Raw genomic sequence first — 20,623 nt, forward strand, 5'->3', positions numbered from 1 at the left:
ATGATGAAGGAGACAACCTGTCAATGACACAACCACAATCTAAGCGTTCGAAATGGCTGAAATGGGTAGTTGCGTTTAGCATTGTATGCTCGCCGGTACTTCCGGGACCGGTTCCAGCGGCTAAAGCCTCCGTCGCCACTACGGATACGATCCGGGTCGCTTTATATATTGAATCGCCTAAGTATAAACTTTCCGTACCTGCAGTTACCGTCTCGACGAATGGCGGGCTCAGCATCGGATTCCGTCAAGCTGCCGGCCCCACAATTGTGCCGGACGGGGCTCCGTCGGCCCTGCGGGCAAGCCTGGATCAATATGGCGTTCTTCTGATGGAGACGGATCAGTATACGGCGGCTAAAGCCTATTACGATAAACTGGTTAAAGCCGGCTATTCCTCCACATTATTTGCTGCAGCCAAGCAGGGTAAGGAAGTTTATCAGGTTGGGATCGGCGGTTATGCCGATGCTGCTTTAGCCGCAGCGGCACGGGACAAGGTAAAGGCCGACTCCTCCTTGGCCGCATCGGCGTCTGCCCAGTCCCTGACCGGCCCTCTCCGTTGGAGTGCGGGAACTTATTCTACGGAAGCGGAAGCTTCGGCCCGGGTAACGGAATTGCAGCAGGCCGGACTGCCGGCTGTGCTCGCTTATCATGAGGATGGCGCCGGGAACCCGGCTTTCTCCGCATGGATTGGACAAGAGGCCGACCAGACCGGAATGGCCGCCATACAGGCACAAGCTCTGCAGGTGATGCCGCAGCTGGCGCTGGTACAGGTCGATACTTCGCAACCGTATGCGGTTAAGCGGGATGATCGTACTCAGGGAATGGGAGAAACGCTGCCGCATCTGCAATTCAATGCCGGCAGCAAGCTGTGGATTTCATCATCCCAGCAATCCAGAATTAAAGTAACCGAGAAAGACAACCGCTCTTATCGCGGCAGTCTCGAGTTAAGTCAATACGGCGGGAAGCTTGCTGTAGTGAATGAGCTTCCTTTGGAACACTATTTATATTCCGTCGTGAGCACGGAGATGGGCCAGGGCTGGCCCATGGAGGCTCTCAAGGCACAAGCGGTAACTGCCCGCAGCTATGCTCTGGAGAAGGGAATGAAATATGAAATCGCCCATGTGACGGACAGTACCATCGATCAGGCCTACAATGGTGTAGAATTCGACGATGTGATCGAGGCCGTTAATGCGACCGCCGGAGAGGTCATGGTAATGGGCAAGGGAATTTTCAGTCCGTTATTTTATTCAAACGGAGGCGGGATTACCGCCGAATCCGAAGAGGTTTGGGGAAATCCGGCCCCCAATTACGCAAGTGTAAACAGTCCGGATTCGATAGCGGAGAAGGGCAAGCTTACCTGGTACTTTGTGTGGCTGCCTAACGGGAAGACCGGGTATATCCGATCCGATTTGTTAAAGGATACCGGGTCCAAGAACGCAGCGGGCCTGTCTTATTACGAGCCTACGGAGAACGGGGTTAATGTCCGGTCTTTTCCTGATACGAACAGAGCTTCTGCTGTTGATAAAGTAAACCAGGGGGATAAAATCGTTGTTCTAGATGAAGTGATCGAGAGCAATGCCTATTCCTGGATAAGAGGCACCTATACGTCTGCTGAAATGACCGGTATTATGAATAAGCAGCTGGCGGAGCCTCTGGCCGGGCCGCTCAGAAGCCTGGAAGTATCCAAGCGGGGGCCTAGCGGAAGGGCTCTCGAAATTAAGGCTAACGGCCAAGCCGTCCGGGTACAGTATCCCGATGCCATCCGTACCCTGCTGGGAGGCCTTCCGAGCACCCTGTTTGAAATTGAAGAAACGGGAAGGTATACTATACTGGGAGCAAATGATGTATCCCGGACCTACCCGGAATCCGCATTATCTATGTACGTAGTACAAGGTAGTTCGCCAAGCGCCGCTTTGCCCAACGAGTTCTTGGTATTGAACGGGGCCGGTGACGTACGTCTGGCGACCAAGGACCAGAAATTTATATTCAGGGGCAAAGGCAACGGACACGGTCTGGGCATGTCCCAATGGGGTGCCCGCGGATTAGCGGAGCAAGGTTATGATTATAAGAAAATTTTGGAACACTATTATAAGGGAGTTACCATTACTAAGGACTGAATAATATCTATGGATGTAGAATTGTTTAATTATCATCTGCCCGAAGAATTAATTGCTCAGACACCTCTGAAGAACCGGACTCATTCCCGGTTAATGACTCTCGATAAGCAGACGGGCCGGATCGGACACCATCTTTTTGAGCAGTTGGAAAGTTATTTGAAAGCCGGGGATTTACTCGTGTTAAATGATACGCGGGTCATTCCAGCCCGGCTTTTTGGCTATAAAGCAGATACCGGTGCCAAGGCAGAAGTACTGCTCCTCAAATCGTTGGGGGAAGACCGCTGGGAAGTATTGCTGCGACCGGCCAAACGATTCAAGGAAGGCTCACGGATAGAGTTCGGTTCGGGCGATGCATCGGAGGGGGCCCCCGCTTCCGCCGGTCAGCCGCTGCTCACAGCGGTGGTGGAGCAAGCGGGAGAAATGGGGAGCCGGGTTCTGCGATTTGAGTATCAAGGAATATTCAACGAGATTCTTGATCGCCTGGGACAAATGCCGCTTCCGCCTTATATTAAGGAAAGGCTTGAAGACCGGGAGCGTTATCAAACCGTTTATGCGAAGCATGAAGGATCTGCGGCGGCCCCGACGGCAGGGCTTCACTTTACGACCGAATATTTGGAAAGGCTGCAGCGGCAAGGGGTCCGTATCGCTTATGTAACCCTGCATGTTGGTCTGGGGACGTTCCGCCCGGTATCTGTCGACCGCGTTGAGGAGCATGAAATGCATGCGGAGTACTACAGCTTACCCCGGGAGACGGCCGATGCCATCAATGAAACCAGGGCTTCCGGGGGCCGCGTTATTGCTGTGGGAACAACATCGGCGCGAACATTGGAAACGGCAGCAAGAGTTTGTGGACTGGGAGCCGGACCAATGGTACAGGACAAGGAAGCACTGCAAGAGATACAGGCCTGCAGCGGGTGGACAGATATATTTCTATACCCGGGGGTGCCATTTCTGCTTGTGGACGCTCTCTTGACGAACTTTCATCTGCCGAAATCTACATTAATGATGCTGATCAGCGCAATGGCCGGTCGTGAGCGCATACTGAAAGCTTATGAGGAAGCTGTTCAACACAAGTATCGTTTCTTCAGCTTTGGAGATGCCATGTTTATCTATTAACGGCCAGGCAAACCGGTACTACATTTAATGCGAAAAGAGAAAAGGGATGAGCGGTTATGGCGGCGGTAACTTATGAATTAATTAAAACCTGCAAGCAAACGGGGGCGCGCCTGGGACGTGTTCATACTCCTCACGGCGTGATAGAGACTCCCACTTTTATGCCCGTTGGCACTCAGGCAACGGTCAAAACTATGAGCCCGGAAGAATTAAAGCAGATGGACGCGCATATAATTTTAAGCAACACCTATCATCTGTTCCTGCGTCCCGGTCACGAAATCATTAAGCAGGCGGGGGGATTGCACCGCTTTATGAATTGGGACAGGCCCATCCTGACCGATAGCGGCGGATTTCAAGTGTTCAGCCTGAACGAAATGCGCAAAATTTCCGAAGAGGGGGTTGAATTTCGTTCTCATCTCAGCGGGGATAAGCTGTTCCTCTCTCCGGAGAAGGCTATGGAAATTCAGAATGCGCTCGGCTCGGATATCATGATGGCATTCGATGAATGTCCTCCTTATCCGGCGGATCATTCCTACTGCAAGCAATCGTTGGAACGGACCACCCGCTGGGCGGAACGCTGCCTTCAAAGTCATGCCCGTCCGGACGAACAGGCCTTGTTTGGAATTGTTCAGGGAGGGATGTACGAGGATTTAAGAAAACAGAGTGCGGCGGAGTTGACTTCGTTGGATTTCCCGGGTTATGCTATTGGTGGACTGAGTGTAGGAGAACCTAAAGCATTGATGTACGAGGTGCTGGATTACACTGTTCCTTTGCTTCCCGCAGGGAAACCAAGGTATTTAATGGGAGTGGGATCTCCGGACGCGTTGATAGAGGGAACGATGCGCGGCATAGACATGTTCGATTGTGTCCTTCCAACACGGATCGCCCGCAACGGCACGGTGATGACCAGCTCGGGACGGATGGTGATCCGCAACGCCAGGTTTGCAGATGATTTCGGGCCTCTCGATCCGGAATGCAGCTGCTACACCTGCTCCAATTATTCCCGCGCCTACATTCGCCATCTGTTGAAAGCGGATGAAACGTTCGGGATTCGTCTGACTACGTATCATAACTTGCATTTTCTGTTGGAATTGATGCGCAAGGTAAGACAAGCTATCCGTGAAGACCGTTTACAGGACTTCAGGGATGAGTTCTTCGAGCAGTATGGAATGAATAGCAACTCAAGCGGATTTTAAAGAAATCGGGGTCGAAGTGGAAAGGGGTGAATGTTAATGAGATATATGGCTGAAGCGGCGGCTGAGCCAGTGGGTACTGGCAATTTGCTTCTGTCCCTCTGGCCGATTGCCTTAATGTTCCTGATCCTCTATTTCTTGTTGCTGCGACCGCAGCAGAAGAGGCAGAAAGCTAGAAATGCGATGCTGCAAGCTTTGAAGAAGGGAGACAAGGTTATCACCATCGGCGGGCTGCACGGAACGATTATCGAGATTACCGACGATACATGCGTGCTGCGGGTGAATGATGCGACCAAGATGACCTTCGAAAGATCGGCGATTAATTCCGTCGTCTCCTCAAACTCGGAATCATAAGAGAGCGTCGCCGCAGAATGATCATGTACATAGACTATCCAAAAAAAGAGCCTGTTCAGGCTCTTTTTGCGTTTTGTGAGATAGTTTCGTACATTTATCCGCAGCAAAGTCAGTCTCACAGTTATACACATTCGTTCTCCGAAAGCTCCCCAGCAATTGACAATTTACTGACTAAGGCTGTCATTCCGAGAGTGGTACGCTTTGGATTTTCCCGTTTTTCTTTCGCTGATTTTCATGCCTGCCAACGCAGCGCTAACGCCAAGCACGACTCCTGCGACCATATCCGTAACCCAATGAATCCCCAAATAAAAAATGGAGAAGATGATGAAGGCCGAGGTTAGGCCCGCAAACCAGCTCCAGAACCGGTTCCCTGATTTAAAAGCGATAACGGCCATAGTAACGGATAGCGAAGTATGAAGGCTTGGGAAACAATTATCCAGACCTGATAGAGAACGATAAGTTTCTTCAAAGGTCGGGAACGAATCCAAAATCAGAAGACGTACGTCGGGATGGAAAGACCAGACTTCAAAAACCGGGAAAAACAGGTAAAACGGGAACGCCACCAAATAGTTGCCGATGATGGCATAACAAACCGCATAAAAAAGAGATTGCTGTTTGTGAAAGGTATACACGGCAATGGAGACGATCATGACCGCCGGAAAGACAACAACATAGAAGAAGGAAGAGAGCCATGTCAGCGTCGGATGTTCAAAAAAGTGCTGTATGGAAGCTACCAGATTACCCTCCAAATGAAAGATGGCCGGTGTAAAATCGGTCTGGGCAGGTAATTTCTCCTCAACCCAAAGTTCGAGCCTATTTACTAACAAGATGGCTATAACAGCCGCAAAATGAAGAAAGTATTTGCGGGATGACAATAATTCCCTTACGAAAGAACCGGCCACCGTTATGGGATTCGCTCTTGCAGCGAGCCCTAACAATACAATGACGGCAACAATGGTCCAGATGGTTACCCCTGTCATAGAGTGGAAGTTAAACATCATGGATTCCTCCTAATGTGGTTGTCTGTCGCCCAAAAACACAACGAACCGTATTATATCACATTAGGACGGATTGTAAATGGTAATTATTTATGGGTATTTACGCCTATAATGCCGCCCAGAGCCCCGATAAAGAAGCTCGCTGCGCTGAATAAAATCGTGTTTAAGTCAAAGCCTTTATCAAATCCGAGGAAACCGATCATAATTATAATCACACTATAGACCAGCCCCAGAATCCCCCCGTAATACCATCCTTTCATTTCCGCCTTCCTGCCGGCAACCCATCCTCCCAGACATAAAGAAATGGTATGAATAATGTATGCGTATGCAGGGAGCGCGTCTTCTTTTTGATCCGTTAGCATAAGGATAAGAGAAGTAATGACAGCCGCAATACTCATAATGATGAAGGCATACAGCAGGCCGGACAGGATAGGGGATTGAATCCGTACACGGGAAGTGTCGTTCTTGGTTTCCATATAGCTTTCCTCCTTACTTTTGGGAATGCAAAACTCATCCTTGTACATTGTATGGCCAAGCAGGAGTGATTAGTACAAAGGAGGGAAAGGTTGAGCAGGTAATAGACGGGATTGGAAGATTTATGTATAATCTTCAATTAGCACAATCGAAACACAAAGGAGTGCAACTATGAACGAGTTATCGATGGAAGCGGCGACCTGGCAAGTCGTTGCTGCTGTAGTGATTTTCCTGGTCAGCTACGCACTGATTGTTGCGGAGAAATGGAACCGGGCAGTGATTGCCATGGCCGGCGCTATCCTGATGATCATCCTGGGTCTGGTTGATTTCGAGGCAGCCTACCAATCCTACGTGGATTGGAAAACGATATTTTTATTAATCGGCATGATGATCATTGTAGGAATTACGAGCAAAAGCGGTGTTTTTCAATATTTGGCGGTCCGAGCGGCGCAGAAAGCCAAGGGGGACCCGATCCGGATTCTGATTCTGCTCTCTTTGCTTACTGCAGGAGGCTCGGCTTTGCTGGATAATGTGACTATGGTACTGCTAATGGTGCCGATTACGTTTTCTGTAACACGTATTCTCAAGCTGAATCCGGTTCCCTTCCTTATTGCCGAAATTATTTCGGCCAACATGGGAGGAACGGCAACCCTTATCGGTGATCCCCCCAATCTTATGATTGGTTCGGCTACACATCTTAATTTTATTGATTTTCTGATTCATCTGGCGCCGGTTATTCTTATTATTCTTGGTGTGACCCTATTGTTCTTCAAGCTGCTGTACGGCAAACAGCTCAAGGTGCAGGCCAAGGAGCGCAAAGAATTAATGAAGCTGAGCGCAAGAAGCTACATAACGGATAAACCCTTGCTTATAAAATCTTTAATCGTTGTTGGATTAACGATTATCGGCTTTCTTATCCATCATCTCCTGCATCTTGAAGTCGCCGTAATTGCCATGGCCGGGGCTACGATTCTAATGCTGGTGGCCGTTAAAGATAATGATGTTGAAGAGATGCTTCAATCGGTAGAGTGGGTCACCATTTTGTTCTTCGCAGGACTATTTGTGCTTATTGGCGGATTGATTGAAGTCGGGGTTATTCGCAGTTTGGCTACAGGGATGCTGCAGATTACGGAAGGGGATATCGCTTTTACCGCAATGCTGGTTCTGTGGGTCTCGGGGTTTGCTTCGGCAACAATAGACAACATTCCGTTCGTAGCGACTATGATTCCTCTAATTAAAGATATGGGAGCTCAGCTTAATGTAGATCCGTCCGCTTTGAACCCGGTTTGGTGGTCTTTGGCGTTAGGGGCTTGCCTGGGAGGCAATGGAACGTTGATCGGCGCATCAGCCAATTTGATCGTAGCTGGAATGGCCAAGAAGGAAGGAAAAGCATTTTCTTATATGGAGTTTCTTAAAGTAGGAGCACCGGTAACCCTGATTTCTCTTGTTATTTCGTCCGTATATGTTTATTTTGTCTTACTATGACCGGCGGCGCAATTGAAAATATAGGAAGATTTGAAATGGTTCAACCCTAGCGATCCTTAATCTCTTCTGGAACAAGGCCGATGGCGAATTGCCAGCAATTAGACAAGGATTTATTGCATGAGAGCAGCAGGTAAAGGTCAGAATACCCATTGAACCTTTCGTTCTGTCGAGCAACAGTGCAAGCAGGGAACAGGAGGATGTTACAATGGACGTTCTGATTCTTTCCACTCGAACCATTGCCATGTATGTTATTGTTTATATCGTGCTTCGACTTATGGGCAAAAGGGAAATCGGCAAGCTGTCTGTATTCGACTTTGTTATTTCCATAATGATTGCCGAAATTGCGGTGTTCGTTATCGAGGATGAAGATAAGCCCTTCTGGGAAGGGTTATTGCCCATCGTCATCCTGCTCGTGATTCAGGTTGGCCTTGCCTATATCATGCTCTATAGCCGGAAGTTCAGGGTATTTATGGATGGAAAGCCCAGTTACTTGATTAAAAATGGAAAATTGAACCGAAAAGAAATGAAGAAACAAAGGTATAATTTGGATGATTTAATCCTTCAGCTGCGCGAAAACAAAATTACGAATGTTTCCGATGTTGAATTCGCCATTTTGGAAACTACAGGAAAGCTTACGGTAGTAGAAAAGCAAAAAAATCAAGCTCAGCAATTACCGCAAGGTCAATCACTATCTACTCAACAGGCAAGTCAGCCCCAGCCCCAGCCTCAGTCCTCTAGCCAATCATCCAAACAACAGGGGCAAGCGGGCAAGAAGAAGAAAAACAAACAGTCCAAGCAAGCACAGGCTCAAACTCAGGCCCAGGCGCAAACAGTCAATCCTCCGGCCAAACCGGCAAAGGAAAAAGTCCGCTACGAAGGGTTGCCCCTTCCCCTTATTATGGACGGAAAGGTGCAGGATAAAAATTTGGACAAAATCGGTAAAACTCGTTTCTGGCTAAAAAATGAGCTTCAGACGAATGGAGTTAACGATTTTAAAGAAGTGTTCTTCTGTTCTATTGATCATAAGGGGAAATTATTTGTGGATAAAAAATGAATAATAGGCGCCTGACCTGGGGCGCCTTATTCGTCATGTAAAAGGGGGCGATGTTTCGTCATTGATCGTCATGTTGTTACAGCTTTTTGCCGATCCAGGGAACCCTCCTCAAATCATTGCGGTCTACTATTTTAAGTATGGTTATACAGACGAGATAGATAGTGAATCCCAGCAGACAGGCATAGATAAATCTCGGAAAGGGCTGCTGTATCCAATTGGAGTTCATCACCGCATAGGAGCCTAAGCCGGTAATCCCCATCGCGACAACGACTTTAAAAAAGTCGGCCGCGTTCATCGAAAACTTCAGCATTCTGGATACGCTCGACCAGTTTAACCAAGCTACAACAATCGTGTGGATATTGATTGCCATAATGGCTCCGAGTATGCCGAAATTTGGTTTTGAAGCCAGCCAATAAATCAGAAATAGCTTGATAATTGCGCCGACCAATGTGTTTCTAAGAGCAATCCCGGGTCGATTCAGAGCTTGCAGGGTGGCCTCAAGAGGCCCTTTTAAATACATAATCAGCGCAACAGGCGCAAGCATTTTCAACATGACGCCGATATCGCTTTGATTGTACAAGTAGTAAGTAATAGGGTCAGCCAGCACATACATAATGACGGCAAAAGGAGCTCCTGAAACCAGCGCAAGCCGCAGCGATTGGTGCAGCCTTTTATGAATCGTGCGCATATCCTTGCGTGCGGCAGCCTCAGATAAAGATGGAATGAGCGAGACCGAAAGGGAATAAGTCAGGGCACTCGGGAGCATTAGAATTGGCAGGATCATGCCCTGCAGAGCCCCGTATTGTGAAGTGGCCACGGCGGTGGCCACTCCCGCAACCGCCAAGCTTTGGATGATCAGAATGGACTCCAGGAAGTAGGAGGAAGAGCCGACAAGCCGGCTTCCGGTAACCGGAACGGAAATATGAAAAATCTTTTTTAAAGTATCCAGCCTGCCCCCGTTTCCGGAACCGATTTTGGCGGATTGGTAAACATTGTACTTTTTACGTGTAACGCTATATTGGTACAATAGAATGGCAAGTCCGGAAATTTCTCCGATCAGGACGCCGAACATAGCTCCCGCCGCGGCAAACTCTATTCCATAAGGAAGCATCACATAGGAACAGAGGAGCATTGTAACAATGCGGACGAGCGTTTCGAAAGTCTGGGAAACCGCTGTAGGGATCATGTTCTGCCTTCCCTGGAAATAACCGCGGTAAACCGACGAGATACCGACGATCGGAATAATCGGACTCATGCATAAGAAAGTATAATATACACGTGAATCGGTAAACAAATGAGTGGTTATCCAGCGCGAGGAGATGACGATAAGCAGCGTGAAAAGCAGACTCAGGCTGATGATGACGGCCAGAGATAGATGGAGAACCTGCCGGGCTCTCCTTTCATTGCCTTGGGATTCCGCTTCGGCGACCAGCTTGGCAATGGCAAGAGGGATTCCGCCCGTCGTAATGGTCAACACGACACTGAGGAAGGGCCATCCCATCTGATAAAGGCCAACCCCCTCCGCGCCAATAACACGCGGCAATGTAATCCGGGGCAGGAAACCGAGAAGCCGATTGATAATGCCGGCAGCCAGCAGAATCATTGCCCCTTGAATAAACGATTGCTTATACTTTCCCAAATTATGTCCCCTCTTCCCGTTAACCCGCAGGTTGTCTTAAATAATGGATATGCAGAAGGTGGCCAAGCTCATGCTTAAATCGAAGCAGAAAAATAATAACCTTGGCAGGATTAAGCCGTTGGACGCAGAATATTCTAGAGGATCGCCGATTGTAATATCAATTAGGGGGCGGCCGAAGGGCTGAGGAAGTAGAGTTTCTCCATTTTCCAGCGTTATTCTTTTAGAAGATGTAGGACTATTGGGATAATCTGCGGATATAGTCTGGTATCACCTGATTTAGGCAGGGTCAGCAACAACTCCTTGGGGAGGGGAAGGCCGATGGATCACGAACGATCATTTACGACGGAAGAACTGGAGGAAGTGATACTGCATTTATGTCGCATGAAAGCGGAGGAATTTGCGGTCATAGGATACGAACAGGTTAGCGAGCGGGAGATAAGGAATTATTTTAACGACAAATACCGTCACAAGGGGCATCCTCCTCTTCATCAACTGGTTAATGACATCTTGTCACTTAGTGTTCCCCAATTTATGAACTGGATGACAATGCAGGCTTTCAAGGGCGCCCCGTTCTAGGAACGGGTTTTTTTGGTTAGAATGAGGCTTTTGCTATTTATAGCAAATTGACTCGTTTTTTTATGGTTAGTATAATAGCAATATTGAGTATGGAAGGGAGACTTTCAGTATATGGATGGCAAGAGAATGGCCGCATTTGTTTTGCTCGTCGTCATTACACTTGGCGTGATCACCTGGACGAGCCCGCAATTGCTGAGCAAAGTTAGACTGGGCCTCGATCTGAGGGGCGGATTTGAAATTTTGTACGTTGCCACTCCGGCTCATGGAGAAGGGGAGGTAACCCAGGATGCATTAAGAGAAACAGCAAAAAGTTTGGAGAAGAGGGTCAATGCTCAAGGAATTGCCGAGCCGGAGATTACTCCTGAGGGGAAAGACCGGATTCGCGTAAGAATTGCCGGAGTTACCGATGAGGCTAAAGTTCGGGAGATGCTTAAGAAGCCGGCCGTTCTGACTTTCCGCGGCCCGGACGGCAATATAGAGCTGGACGGGACCGATTTCAAACCGGGCAAAGCCAAGGTGGAATATGAGAACGGAACGACGCCTATCGTCTCTATTGAATTAAAGAATGCCGAGAAGTTTGCACAAGTGACAGGAAAGCTGATTGGCCAAAATCTGGGCATTTACCTGGATGATCAGATGATCTCCAACCCCAGGGTAAATTATGTCATCAACAGCGACAAAGCAACGATTACCGGTCATTTTACCTACGATGAAGCCAAAAATCTGGCGGATACGATTAACCTTGGCGCCCTGCCGTTGAATTTGACGGAGAAATATACTCAGAGTGTAGGCGCCACCCTCGGCCAGCTTTCGTTGGAGCAGACAGTCAAGGCCGGTCTGATCGCCTTTGTTCTTATTATTTTGTTCATGATCATCTTCTACCGGGTACCGGGCATTATCGCTTCGATCACGCTGATATCTTTTACCTGGCTGCTGCTGCTGGTGTTTGTTCTGATGAACGCCACATTAACGCTTCCGGGGATAGCAGCCTTCGTTCTCGGGGTAGGGATGGCCGTGGATGCCAACATTATTACGTATGAACGGATCAAGGAAGAGATGAGAAGCGGCAAGAGCGTCCTGTCTTCTCTCCGCGCAGGTTCGAAAAATTCCTTCCGGACTATTATGGATGCGAATATTACTACCATATTGGCCGGTGCTGTGTTATATTTTCTCGGAACTGGAGCCATCCAAGGGTTTGCGCTGACACTGATTTTCAGTATTCTAATCAGTATTATTACGAACGTGTTCTTCTCACGTTTGCTGCTGCACCTGCTGATCCGCTCTAATGCCGTTAAGAAACCGGGGTATTTCGGCGTAAAGGAGGCGGAAATCCGTGCATTATAATGTCCATTTCGATTTCGTCAAGCATCGGAAGAAGTTTTTTGCTTTCTCGATTATAGTAACGATCATCGGTATTGTGGCACTCCTTGTGTTTGGCTTGAATCGAGGAGTCGACTTTAAAGCGGGGACTACTCTTGATATTACAAGCCCTCAGCCGATGGAGAAGGAGCGGGTTGAGCAAATTTTCAAAGAGGCCGGATATGATATAAATCCTACGGTAGGCGGGACGACGGCTTCGGCCCGGTTTGATAAAGTGCTGACTCAACAAGAGGTGGAACAAATCATGGCAGGATTTCACGCTGTCTATGGGGAGGGGGTCAACAAGGAGGAAAACACCGTCGATGTAGAGCTGGCTAACGAGCTCGCGCTTAAAGCCGTTTATGCCGTACTGCTTGCGAGCTTGGGGATTATTATTTATGTCGCTTTCCGTTTCGAGTGGAGGTTCGGCATTGCCGCGATCGTTTCTTTGCTGCACGACGCTTTCTTCGTAATCACCCTGTTTTCCATCTTCCGTTGGGAAATAAATCTACCGTTTGTTGCGGCAATTTTGACCATCATTGGTTATTCCATTAACGATACGATTGTTATCTTTGACCGGATTCGTGAGAATCTGAGGTTTGCTAAGATCAAATCCTTCAGTGATCTGTCCGAATTGGTCAACCGCAGTATCTGGCAGACGATGACCAGATCCATCAATACGGTAGTAACTGTACTGATCGCAGCCGTGCTTCTGTTTGTCTTGGGAAGCGAGTCGATCCGTTACTTCTCGTTAGCCATTGTTCTAGGATTGGCAATCGGGGCCTATTCCTCGATTTTCATAGCAAGTCCTCTATGGCTGCTGTTAAAAACGAAGTGGCCAGGAACAACTAAAAAAGTAGCTGCCGCCAAGAACGAAGTTTAAGTAACAGGACTTTGCTTTAAATGCCGCGAGACTTGTCCCGCGGCATTTGTCTTCAATACTATTTCCCAAGAGAGGTGCAACTATGTCTCATCATCCGTATGTCAAGGCGGAACTGGCTGCTTTCATCCGAATTGCCGGAAACCTGCTGCTCGCTTTGGCCAAGGGCATCGTCGGGTGGTTAGCCAACAGCTCGGCTTTAATAGCCGAAGCCTTACACACCGCTTCTTATGGGATCCGAAATTTGGCTGCTCTCGCGCGTCTGCAGGAGGACCGTCTCCGAGGGGGCAGCAAGCGGAGGAAAGCAAGCCGTGCGTGGATAGTCGTGGCCGGGGCCATACTGCTTGTTGCCGGGATAGAGCTTGGGTGGAGTACCGTAAGCAAGCTCCAACAAGGCAGCTATTTACCTGTCCAATGGTTTGCGCTGCCGATGGTTATGCTGTCCATAATTTTACAAGGGATTGCGGGCTGGTCGAGAAACGGCGGTGAACGTAAAGAGCTGCGATCCATGCATAGTAATAAATGGGATCATAAATTATCGTATGCGGGCTCGCTGATGGCTCTGATCGGCTCGGCAGGAGCCTGGGGCAGTGGATGGCTGCCTCTTCCGCTGATTGGTATAATGGACCCGTTAGCGGCCATCGCGATCACGCTTCTCGTGCTCCGATCCGGTTATCGGCTGCTGTACGATGCCAGGCCCGCCGCCGGAGACCAAGCTTTGGAACAGGAAGATGTGGAGGAGCTTATTCGCACGGCCCAACGGGTCAAAGGGGTTATAGCAGTAGATGATTTAAAGGCTTATGAGCAAGGCCATTTTGTTCTGGTCGAGCTGCAGGTGAGCGTTAACCCGCAGATTTCAGTGTCGGAAGGCAATGACATTGCCAGATTGGTCAAGCATCATCTAATGAAGCGGTTTATGCATATTGCCGATGTGTCGGTTAATGTACAGCCGTATGACGGGGGATACCCTTATCGGAATGCCATGGAACATGATCTGGAGAACAGAACGCTGCTTCATTAGGAAAGGGGGAGGATAGGATGCTTGCTTCGAGAGCGAGATGGAAAATTAAGGAAGTTGATAATACAGCGGCTGCACGGCTCATTGAGCAGCTAAATCTGTCCCCGCTGCTGGCGAAGCTGCTTGTTGCCCGAGGAATGTCTGACGTGGAAGAGGTTCGAAGATTTTTGCAGGCGGATGCGGACCAGATCTATGATCCGTATTTGATGGACGGGATGCGGGAAGCTGTGGAGAGAATCCGCTGTGCCTTGGACCGCAAGGAATGGATTCGTATTTATGGAGATTATGACGCCGACGGAGTCAGCAGCACTTCACTGATGGTACATTTAATGAGACAGCTGGGGGCCAGCTTCGACTATTATATCCCCCATCGGATTCATGAAGGCTATGGCTTGAACAAGAATGCTTTGGATCAAGCCAAGGAAAGCGGAGTCGGGCTAATTATTACAGTGGATACGGGGATCAGCGCCTGGCCGGAGGTGGAGTATGCGGCTTCTCTTGGAATAGATGTGATCGTTACCGATCACCATGAACCGCCAGAGAAGCTTCCTCCTGCCTATTCGGTCATTAATCCGAAGAAACCGGGCTGCCCTTATCCCTATAAGCAATTGGCCGGGGTAGGGGTGGCATTCAAGCTGGCACATGCTCTGTTGGGCCGTTTGCCTCAGGAGCTGTTGGAGATGGCGGCCTTGGGCACGGTGGCCGATCTGATGCCTCTAACCGATGAGAACCGCGTCCTGGTGAAGCTGGGCATAGAGTCCATGCGATCTACGACAAATCCGGGGTTGTCAGCGTTGATGGATGCGGCCGGTGTTGACAAAAAGGAGCTATCAGCCGGCCATATCGCTTTTTCATTGGCTCCCAGAATCAATGCCAGCGGAAGACTTGAAAGCGCCGATGATGCGGTGCGGTTACTGACGACAAATGACCGGGAAGAAGCTGACCGCCTGGCTTTCGAGTTGGATCAATTAAACAAGGAACGGCAAAGAATAGTGGAGGAGATGACGGCAGAGGCATTGGCCATGCTGGAGAACACTCCCGACTTGGCCGGACATAAAGTGTTGGTGGTCTGGAAGGAGAACTGGAATGCCGGGGTAATCGGTATTGTTGCTTCCAAGCTGCTGGAGAAATACTATCGTCCTACCATCGTACTGGGAATCGACCCCGAAACCGGCCTGGCCAAAGGCTCAGCCCGTTCCATAACCGGATTCGACCTGTATAAGGCGTTAAGCTCCTGCTCGGAATTGTTTGAGCATTACGGGGGACACCAAGCGGCAGCGGGAATGACCATCGCGAGTGAGCGTATTCCTGAGCTTAAGCTCAGGCTGGAGGCGTACGCAGCAGACTGTCTGACCGAACAGGATCTAATTCCGGAAATTCAGGTCGATTTCCATTGCGGCCTGGAGGATGCGACGTTAGAAGGTATCACGCAGTTGGAAAGGATGGCCCCTTTCGGAATGGGCAATCCGTCTCCACGGATAGTCATTAAAGAATTGGAACTGCAGGATTGCAAGAAAATAGGGCGAGAGAAGCAGCATTTGAAGCTGACTCTGGTACAGGAAGAAAGGCAAGTACCGGCCATCGAAGCGGTCGGTTTCGGCAAAGGCTCTCTAGCCGAAAGAATCGCACCCTCTGCATCGATAGATATATTGGGGGAGTTGTCAGTTAACGAATGGAACGGTATCCGCAAACCCCAAATCATCATTCACGACTTACGGGTACCCGATCCACAAGTATTTGATTGGAGAGGAATTCGCAGCACAGATTCCCGATGGGCAGAATTGTTTGCGGAAGGGGCTGCGGAACCCGATCACGGTTCTTACCAACGGAATAAGGCTGTTGTTATATTTGATGAGGAAGAGCTTGCCGGACTCCCCCCGGAATGGAAATCCGGAAGCAGCATTTGGTGCTTTAAAGACACGGGTCAATGGATTGATATACATAATGATCTGAAGCATTCGTATTCTGAGATTACGGACTTGATTCTTTATTCTATGCCTCCGGGGCAGAACCAGCTGGAGCTGGCGCTGCGCGAAGCAGCAGGGGTACAGAGGGTATACAGCGTATTTCAGGAACCGTCCCCCGGAAGGAGAACGATACCGGGAAGGGAGCAGTTTAAGCAGGTGTATGCAGTGCTAATGCAGCGTGCAAAGTCACCGGTCGAAGAAAATGTTTTGGTGGATTATATTAGCAGAAGGTCTGGGTTGCCGCGAAGCACAATACAGTTTATTATGAAAGTATTTGAAGAATTGAGCTTTGTTGAACGCGACGGAACCGGATACCGGTGCGTAGCTTCTCCGGCCAAGAGAGAACTGTCATCCTCCAGGCTCTACAGCAATTATATAGACCGGCAGCGGATTGAGGAAATGCTGATGTATTCCTCCGCGAAGGAATTGAGCCGTTGGATTGTTTCACGATTGCCGCAACAAAAATCAAATAATAGATAACGGAGGAACAATATGGATTTCAAGCAGCATATTCGGGTCATTCCCGATTTCCCTCAGCCGGGCATTCGCTTCAAGGATATTACAACATTGCTCAAGAACGGGCCGGCTTACAAAGAGGCGATCGATGCATTGAAAGAAAAGGTTAGCCGCTACGAGATTGATTATGTAGCCGGCCCCGAGGCGAGAGGTTTTGTTATAGGTGCGCCGTTGGCCTATGCTTTGGGGGTTGGTTTTGTGCCTATCCGCAAGAGCGGCAAACTGCCCGGAGACTGTATTGAAGCCAGCTATGCGCTGGAATACGGCAAAGACAAGCTGGCTATGCATCGAGATGCCATACAGCCCGGCAGCAAGGTGTTGATTGCTGACGATTTGCTGGCTACCGGCGGAACGTTATCTACTACCATAGATTTAATTCAGCAATTAGGTGGAGAAATCGTGGCAGGGGCCTTCCTAATCGAGCTTACTTATTTGAATGGAAGAGAGAAGCTGGGAGATCTGGAAGTCATTTCACTTGTCCAATATTAGTTTTCCCGGGAAACCGCAACGGACAATTAACTTCGAAGAAGATAGTTTTTCCAGCACACCAAAAAGGCTGATCCTATTCAGTGAGAATAGAATCAGCCTTAAAGTGATGCCAAGCTAGTTCAATACTTGCTCCCAATCGATCGTTCCGTTGCGTATCTGTTCGCGAAGCTCTTTATTGATAATATCGTTGGGGCGACCGCCGTTAGGCCAATCGGTATCGTGACCTTTCCACTCTGGACGATCCATGGATAAAATAAATGCCGCCAAGTTGGATACCTCCTGATCGGACAGCGTTCCTCCCTGGCCTTTGGGCATCGTGTTCATAATATAGCCGGCCAGCTTCGTCATTCTCGATAATCCGGCGCCGTCATTGAACGAATTGTCTCCCCACAGAGCGGGTCCCGTACTGGAGCCTGTTCCCGAACCATCGGCACCGTGACAAGCGAGACAGGATTGCTTGTATAGCTTCTCCCCGTCCTCGAGATTAGGAATAGGAAGATTATCGGTCGAGTTCTGCATCCTCCAGGGCAGGTCCGCTCCAACCGGTATGCCTTCGGAGATGTAGGTCAAATACGCCATCATGGCACGCATTTCTTTACTGTCATAAGGAAGCTCCTTGCCGTTCATGCTTCGCACCATACAGCCGTTAATCCGGTCCTCCAGTGTAAAGACAACCCCTTCCCGCGGCCTGTACTGCGGAAATGCGGTGGTTACCCCGACAAACGGCGAGCTGTTAATGTCAAGACCTCCGCCGGCATGGCAGCTGATGCAGGATAACTTGTTGCCGACGTAATCGGGAAGCATCGTATCCGTTTCGCTAATCAACTGATGTCCATACTTAATGGCTTCTCCAACCGGTCCGTCCGGCACATCGTCGAGGCTGGGCGGGTTAAACGCGATTTCACGGGCCGAAGGCTCCGCATAGCGGGGGGCCGCTTCCTTCTGCGGAATGTTCATCTGCTCGGTAATTTTGTATCCTACCAGAAAAGCTCCTAACAGGAAAAAACCAATTATAATTGCTACATTTGTTTTCATCCTTCTCTCCCCTTTATCCTGTTGTATAGTACTCTTACTATAATGGAACGCTGTTGTTTGAACTGTGAGAAAAATCACATTGTGTGCTGAAATGGGAACATGATTCTTCCATTTTCATGAATTTTTCAATATTTGCCACTGCCCGGTAACCTGATCATCAGAAATGGTATAATAGTATTAACGAGAATAGTTATGACAGACTGCGTCTTAGAGATTGAAAATGGTATTGTTGACGGGGATGAGGGGATAAAACGAGATGAACATATTGTGGGTCGAAGATGAAGTTAAAATGATCGAAAGAGTTGTTCCTTTCTTGAACCAGGAGGGGTGCCGGGTCACCCATGCGATAAGTGCAGAGGCGGCATTAGAACTGCTTCGCAAACAATTGTATGACCTGCTCTTGATCGACTGGATGCTGCCGGGACTATCCGGAACGGATTTGTGCAGGGAAGTTCAACGAGAACGCAAAGTTCCGGTTATTATGCTGACGGCCAAAACGGATGAGTGGGATAAAGTGATTGCGCTTGAGATCGGGGCCGATGATTATATCACCAAGCCGTTTGGAATGAGAGAACTGCTGGCCAGGATCAAAGCGGTTCTGCGGAGAACCGGCTCTGCCGGCGTTGCGGAAGACAAGGTATTGCGGAGCGGATCACTGACGATCGATCCTCTTCGGCATGAAGTGAAGAAGAATGACAAATTAATCTCGCTGACACCTACCGAATTTGAACTCCTGGTCACTTTAGCCGAACAGCCCGGCCGGGTTTTCAGCCGTCTGCAATTGATCGATCAAACGTTGGGTGAGGTATACTATGGTTACGAACGGACTATTGATTCTCACATCCGCAATCTTCGCCGTAAAATTGAAGATGATCCTGCCCAACCGCAATATATAGTTACCGTTTATGGGGTCGGCTACAAGTTTGGCGGAGGAGCTTGCCCGTGATGCCGCAGAGGAATATAAATAGAAAAAGTTTCGTACTACGAAATAGAGGCTCCCTTCTGACAGCGATGATCCTGGCGGCTTTCTGTGCTTTGAGCCTCTACGCCGTGACCGCCTGGATCCAGATCAAAACAGAGGATCCATATAAACGGCAGCAAACGGTACAGACAAGCACGTACCTTAGTTCGCTCTACGAGCTGTTTGGGGATTGGGATCAGGTGATAGCAAAGCTGGAAACAGCACGACAGGAGAAACTGCCAACTCCTTTGAATGAAACAACTGGGAATCTACAGATATGGTCTGCTGATAACGAATTAGTTTGGCCTGTCGAGTCATCGAATTCGGACAGTATTTTGAACGAACGACAAATTTTACTGTTAGACCGGGAAGTGATCGGTTATTATCAAATATCTTTTCCGGCTGAAATCGCCGGGAGTCCTCATCTAGTCTATATTCCCCTTATTTTCGGCCTGTTGATTTTCGTGGTCAGCTACCTGATGCTGCGAAAAAAAGATGAGGCCCAAGCTCAATTACTCCACCGTCTATCCGATCAATTGACACCGTTGGCTCAAACGCACCCGGAACACGTGACAAGCCAGACCCGTAATTCCGGGAAAATCACAATGCAAATGATAGATGCTGAGATCGCCAAAATCTCGCAGCGGCTGTATCGTCTGGAGACGATCCGCAAATCGATGGTCGCGGATATTGCCCATGAATTGCGAACACCTTTATCTGTGATGCGAACGCAATTAGACCATAGTTTAACCCAGCAAATCCCTCTGGATATGACGCAGGCAGCTTTGCTGCAGGATGAAATCTATCGCATGAGCAAGCTGCTGTCCGACCTGCAACAGCTGGCTCTGGCGGAATCCGGCCATCTGCCGCTTTATCCGACCTGGTTTTCGCTGCGAAATATGATTCATGAGCTTATCGAATTATTCGCCATTGACGCAGAAGAAACAGGCGGGATCAAGATTGGCCTGCAGGGGGAAGGCAGCTTTCGCATCTATGCCGATGAAACTCGCTTCAGACAAATTTTGATCAATTTGATCGGCAATGCATTAAGGTATGCGCGCTCTTCGGTACTGATCCGAGTATCCTTCGATGCATCGATGTGTACGATTACTGTAACAGACGATGGGATGGGCATGGAGGAGGAAGAACTCCCGCACGTATTTGAACGCTTTTATCGGGGAACGATGAAACGCCGTGAAGCGTCGAACGGGTCGTCAACCGGGCTTGGACTAGGGCTTCCGATCGTTAAGCAGCTTGTCGAGCTGCATAAAGGAACCATTACCGTCACGAGCAAATGGAATATCGGAACGACTTTTCGAATCCAAATTCCTATCTTCCATGACCCTGAAGCATGAGACTGCGATCTGCACAACATCTTCATATTTCCTCCATCACTCT

At 49.0% G+C, this 20,623-nt stretch carries 18 protein-coding genes; 14 read left to right on the forward strand and 4 right to left on the reverse strand.

The window, feature by feature from the left end:
* Positions 1-23: 23 nt before the first annotated feature.
* From FS806_RS11240 to yajC, 4 genes are read left to right on the forward strand one after another with little or no spacing between them, the layout of a single operon-like run.
* On the forward strand, positions 24-2,114 hold the full coding sequence (locus tag FS806_RS11240; protein WP_144935992.1) for a SpoIID/LytB domain-containing protein: 2,091 nt from the start codon (positions 24-26) through the stop codon (positions 2,112-2,114).
* Between the two features lie 9 nt (positions 2,115-2,123).
* Positions 2,124-3,230 (forward strand): tRNA preQ1(34) S-adenosylmethionine ribosyltransferase-isomerase QueA, encoded by a 1,107-nt coding sequence (gene queA, locus FS806_RS11245; RefSeq protein ID WP_144935995.1) that lies wholly within the window; start codon positions 2,124-2,126, stop codon positions 3,228-3,230.
* 56 nt (positions 3,231-3,286) lie between these two features.
* On the forward strand, positions 3,287-4,423 hold the full coding sequence (gene tgt, locus FS806_RS11250) for a tRNA guanosine(34) transglycosylase Tgt (protein WP_144935998.1): 1,137 nt from the start codon (positions 3,287-3,289) through the stop codon (positions 4,421-4,423).
* 36 nt (positions 4,424-4,459) lie between these two features.
* Positions 4,460-4,774 (forward strand): preprotein translocase subunit YajC, encoded by a 315-nt coding sequence (gene yajC / locus FS806_RS11255; protein WP_144936001.1) that lies wholly within the window; start codon positions 4,460-4,462, stop codon positions 4,772-4,774.
* Between the two features lie 164 nt (positions 4,775-4,938).
* On the opposite strand, the gene FS806_RS11260 is transcribed toward yajC, so the two are convergent.
* Positions 4,939-5,775, reverse strand: coding sequence for a phosphatase PAP2 family protein (locus FS806_RS11260; RefSeq protein ID WP_144936004.1), 837 nt, complete (start codon positions 5,773-5,775; stop codon positions 4,939-4,941).
* A gap of 83 nt (positions 5,776-5,858) precedes the next feature.
* Positions 5,859-6,248, reverse strand: coding sequence for a TIGR04086 family membrane protein (locus FS806_RS11265; protein WP_144936007.1), 390 nt, complete (start codon positions 6,246-6,248; stop codon positions 5,859-5,861).
* A 169-nt stretch (positions 6,249-6,417) separates the two neighbouring features.
* Between FS806_RS11265 and FS806_RS11270 the strand changes: the two genes are divergently transcribed.
* Positions 6,418-7,731 carry an ArsB/NhaD family transporter gene (locus FS806_RS11270; protein WP_144936010.1) on the forward strand — a complete coding sequence of 438 codons (1,314 nt, stop codon included), beginning with the start codon at positions 6,418-6,420 and terminating at the stop codon, positions 7,729-7,731.
* Between the two features lie 205 nt (positions 7,732-7,936).
* Positions 7,937-8,785: a DUF421 domain-containing protein gene (locus FS806_RS11275; RefSeq protein WP_144936013.1), complete on the forward strand. Its 849-nt coding sequence runs from the start codon at positions 7,937-7,939 to the stop codon at positions 8,783-8,785.
* A gap of 76 nt (positions 8,786-8,861) precedes the next feature.
* Here the strand turns inward: FS806_RS11275 and spoVB are convergent, their stop codons facing one another.
* Positions 8,862-10,424 carry a stage V sporulation protein B gene (gene spoVB / locus FS806_RS11280; RefSeq protein ID WP_260982058.1) on the reverse strand — a complete coding sequence of 521 codons (1,563 nt, stop codon included), beginning with the start codon at positions 10,422-10,424 and terminating at the stop codon, positions 8,862-8,864.
* Between the two features lie 318 nt (positions 10,425-10,742).
* Between spoVB and FS806_RS11285 the strand changes: the two genes are divergently transcribed.
* From FS806_RS11285 to FS806_RS11310, 6 genes are all read left to right on the forward strand, one after another.
* Positions 10,743-11,000 (forward strand): post-transcriptional regulator, encoded by a 258-nt coding sequence (locus FS806_RS11285; protein ID WP_144936016.1) that lies wholly within the window; start codon positions 10,743-10,745, stop codon positions 10,998-11,000.
* 111 nt (positions 11,001-11,111) lie between these two features.
* On the forward strand, positions 11,112-12,344 hold the full coding sequence (gene secD / locus FS806_RS11290) for a protein translocase subunit SecD (protein ID WP_144936019.1): 1,233 nt from the start codon (positions 11,112-11,114) through the stop codon (positions 12,342-12,344).
* Positions 12,334-13,242 (forward strand): protein translocase subunit SecF, encoded by a 909-nt coding sequence (gene secF, locus FS806_RS11295; RefSeq protein WP_144936022.1) that lies wholly within the window; start codon positions 12,334-12,336, stop codon positions 13,240-13,242. The genes secD and secF overlap by 11 nt, the downstream gene beginning before the upstream one ends.
* A gap of 82 nt (positions 13,243-13,324) precedes the next feature.
* Positions 13,325-14,260, forward strand: coding sequence for a cation diffusion facilitator family transporter (locus tag FS806_RS11300; RefSeq protein ID WP_144936025.1), 936 nt, complete (start codon positions 13,325-13,327; stop codon positions 14,258-14,260).
* Positions 14,261-14,277: 17 nt separating this feature from the next.
* A complete protein-coding gene (recJ, locus tag FS806_RS11305) occupies positions 14,278-16,704 on the forward strand; it encodes a single-stranded-DNA-specific exonuclease RecJ (protein ID WP_144936028.1) in 2,427 nt (808 codons plus the stop codon).
* Positions 16,705-16,716: 12 nt separating this feature from the next.
* Positions 16,717-17,229 (forward strand): adenine phosphoribosyltransferase, encoded by a 513-nt coding sequence (locus FS806_RS11310; protein ID WP_144936031.1) that lies wholly within the window; start codon positions 16,717-16,719, stop codon positions 17,227-17,229.
* A gap of 114 nt (positions 17,230-17,343) precedes the next feature.
* Here FS806_RS11310 and FS806_RS11315 read toward each other — a convergent pair whose 3' ends face one another.
* On the reverse strand, positions 17,344-18,264 hold the full coding sequence (locus FS806_RS11315; protein WP_144936035.1) for a c-type cytochrome: 921 nt from the start codon (positions 18,262-18,264) through the stop codon (positions 17,344-17,346).
* 256 nt (positions 18,265-18,520) lie between these two features.
* On the opposite strand from FS806_RS11315, the gene FS806_RS11320 reads away from it, so the two are divergent.
* Together FS806_RS11320 and FS806_RS11325 are read left to right on the forward strand one after the other, a co-directional pair.
* Entirely contained in the window at positions 18,521-19,210 is a 690-nt protein-coding gene (locus FS806_RS11320) for a response regulator (RefSeq protein ID WP_144936038.1), read from the forward strand.
* Positions 19,211-19,314: 104 nt separating this feature from the next.
* Positions 19,315-20,580 (forward strand): sensor histidine kinase, encoded by a 1,266-nt coding sequence (locus FS806_RS11325; protein ID WP_222126640.1) that lies wholly within the window; start codon positions 19,315-19,317, stop codon positions 20,578-20,580.
* Positions 20,581-20,623: the final 43 nt, after the last annotated feature.

The sequence above is a fragment of the Paenibacillus sp. 32O-W genome (genome assembly GCF_007679495.1).
Lineage (GTDB): Bacteria > Bacillota > Bacilli > Paenibacillales > NBRC-103111 > Paenibacillus_L > Paenibacillus_L residui.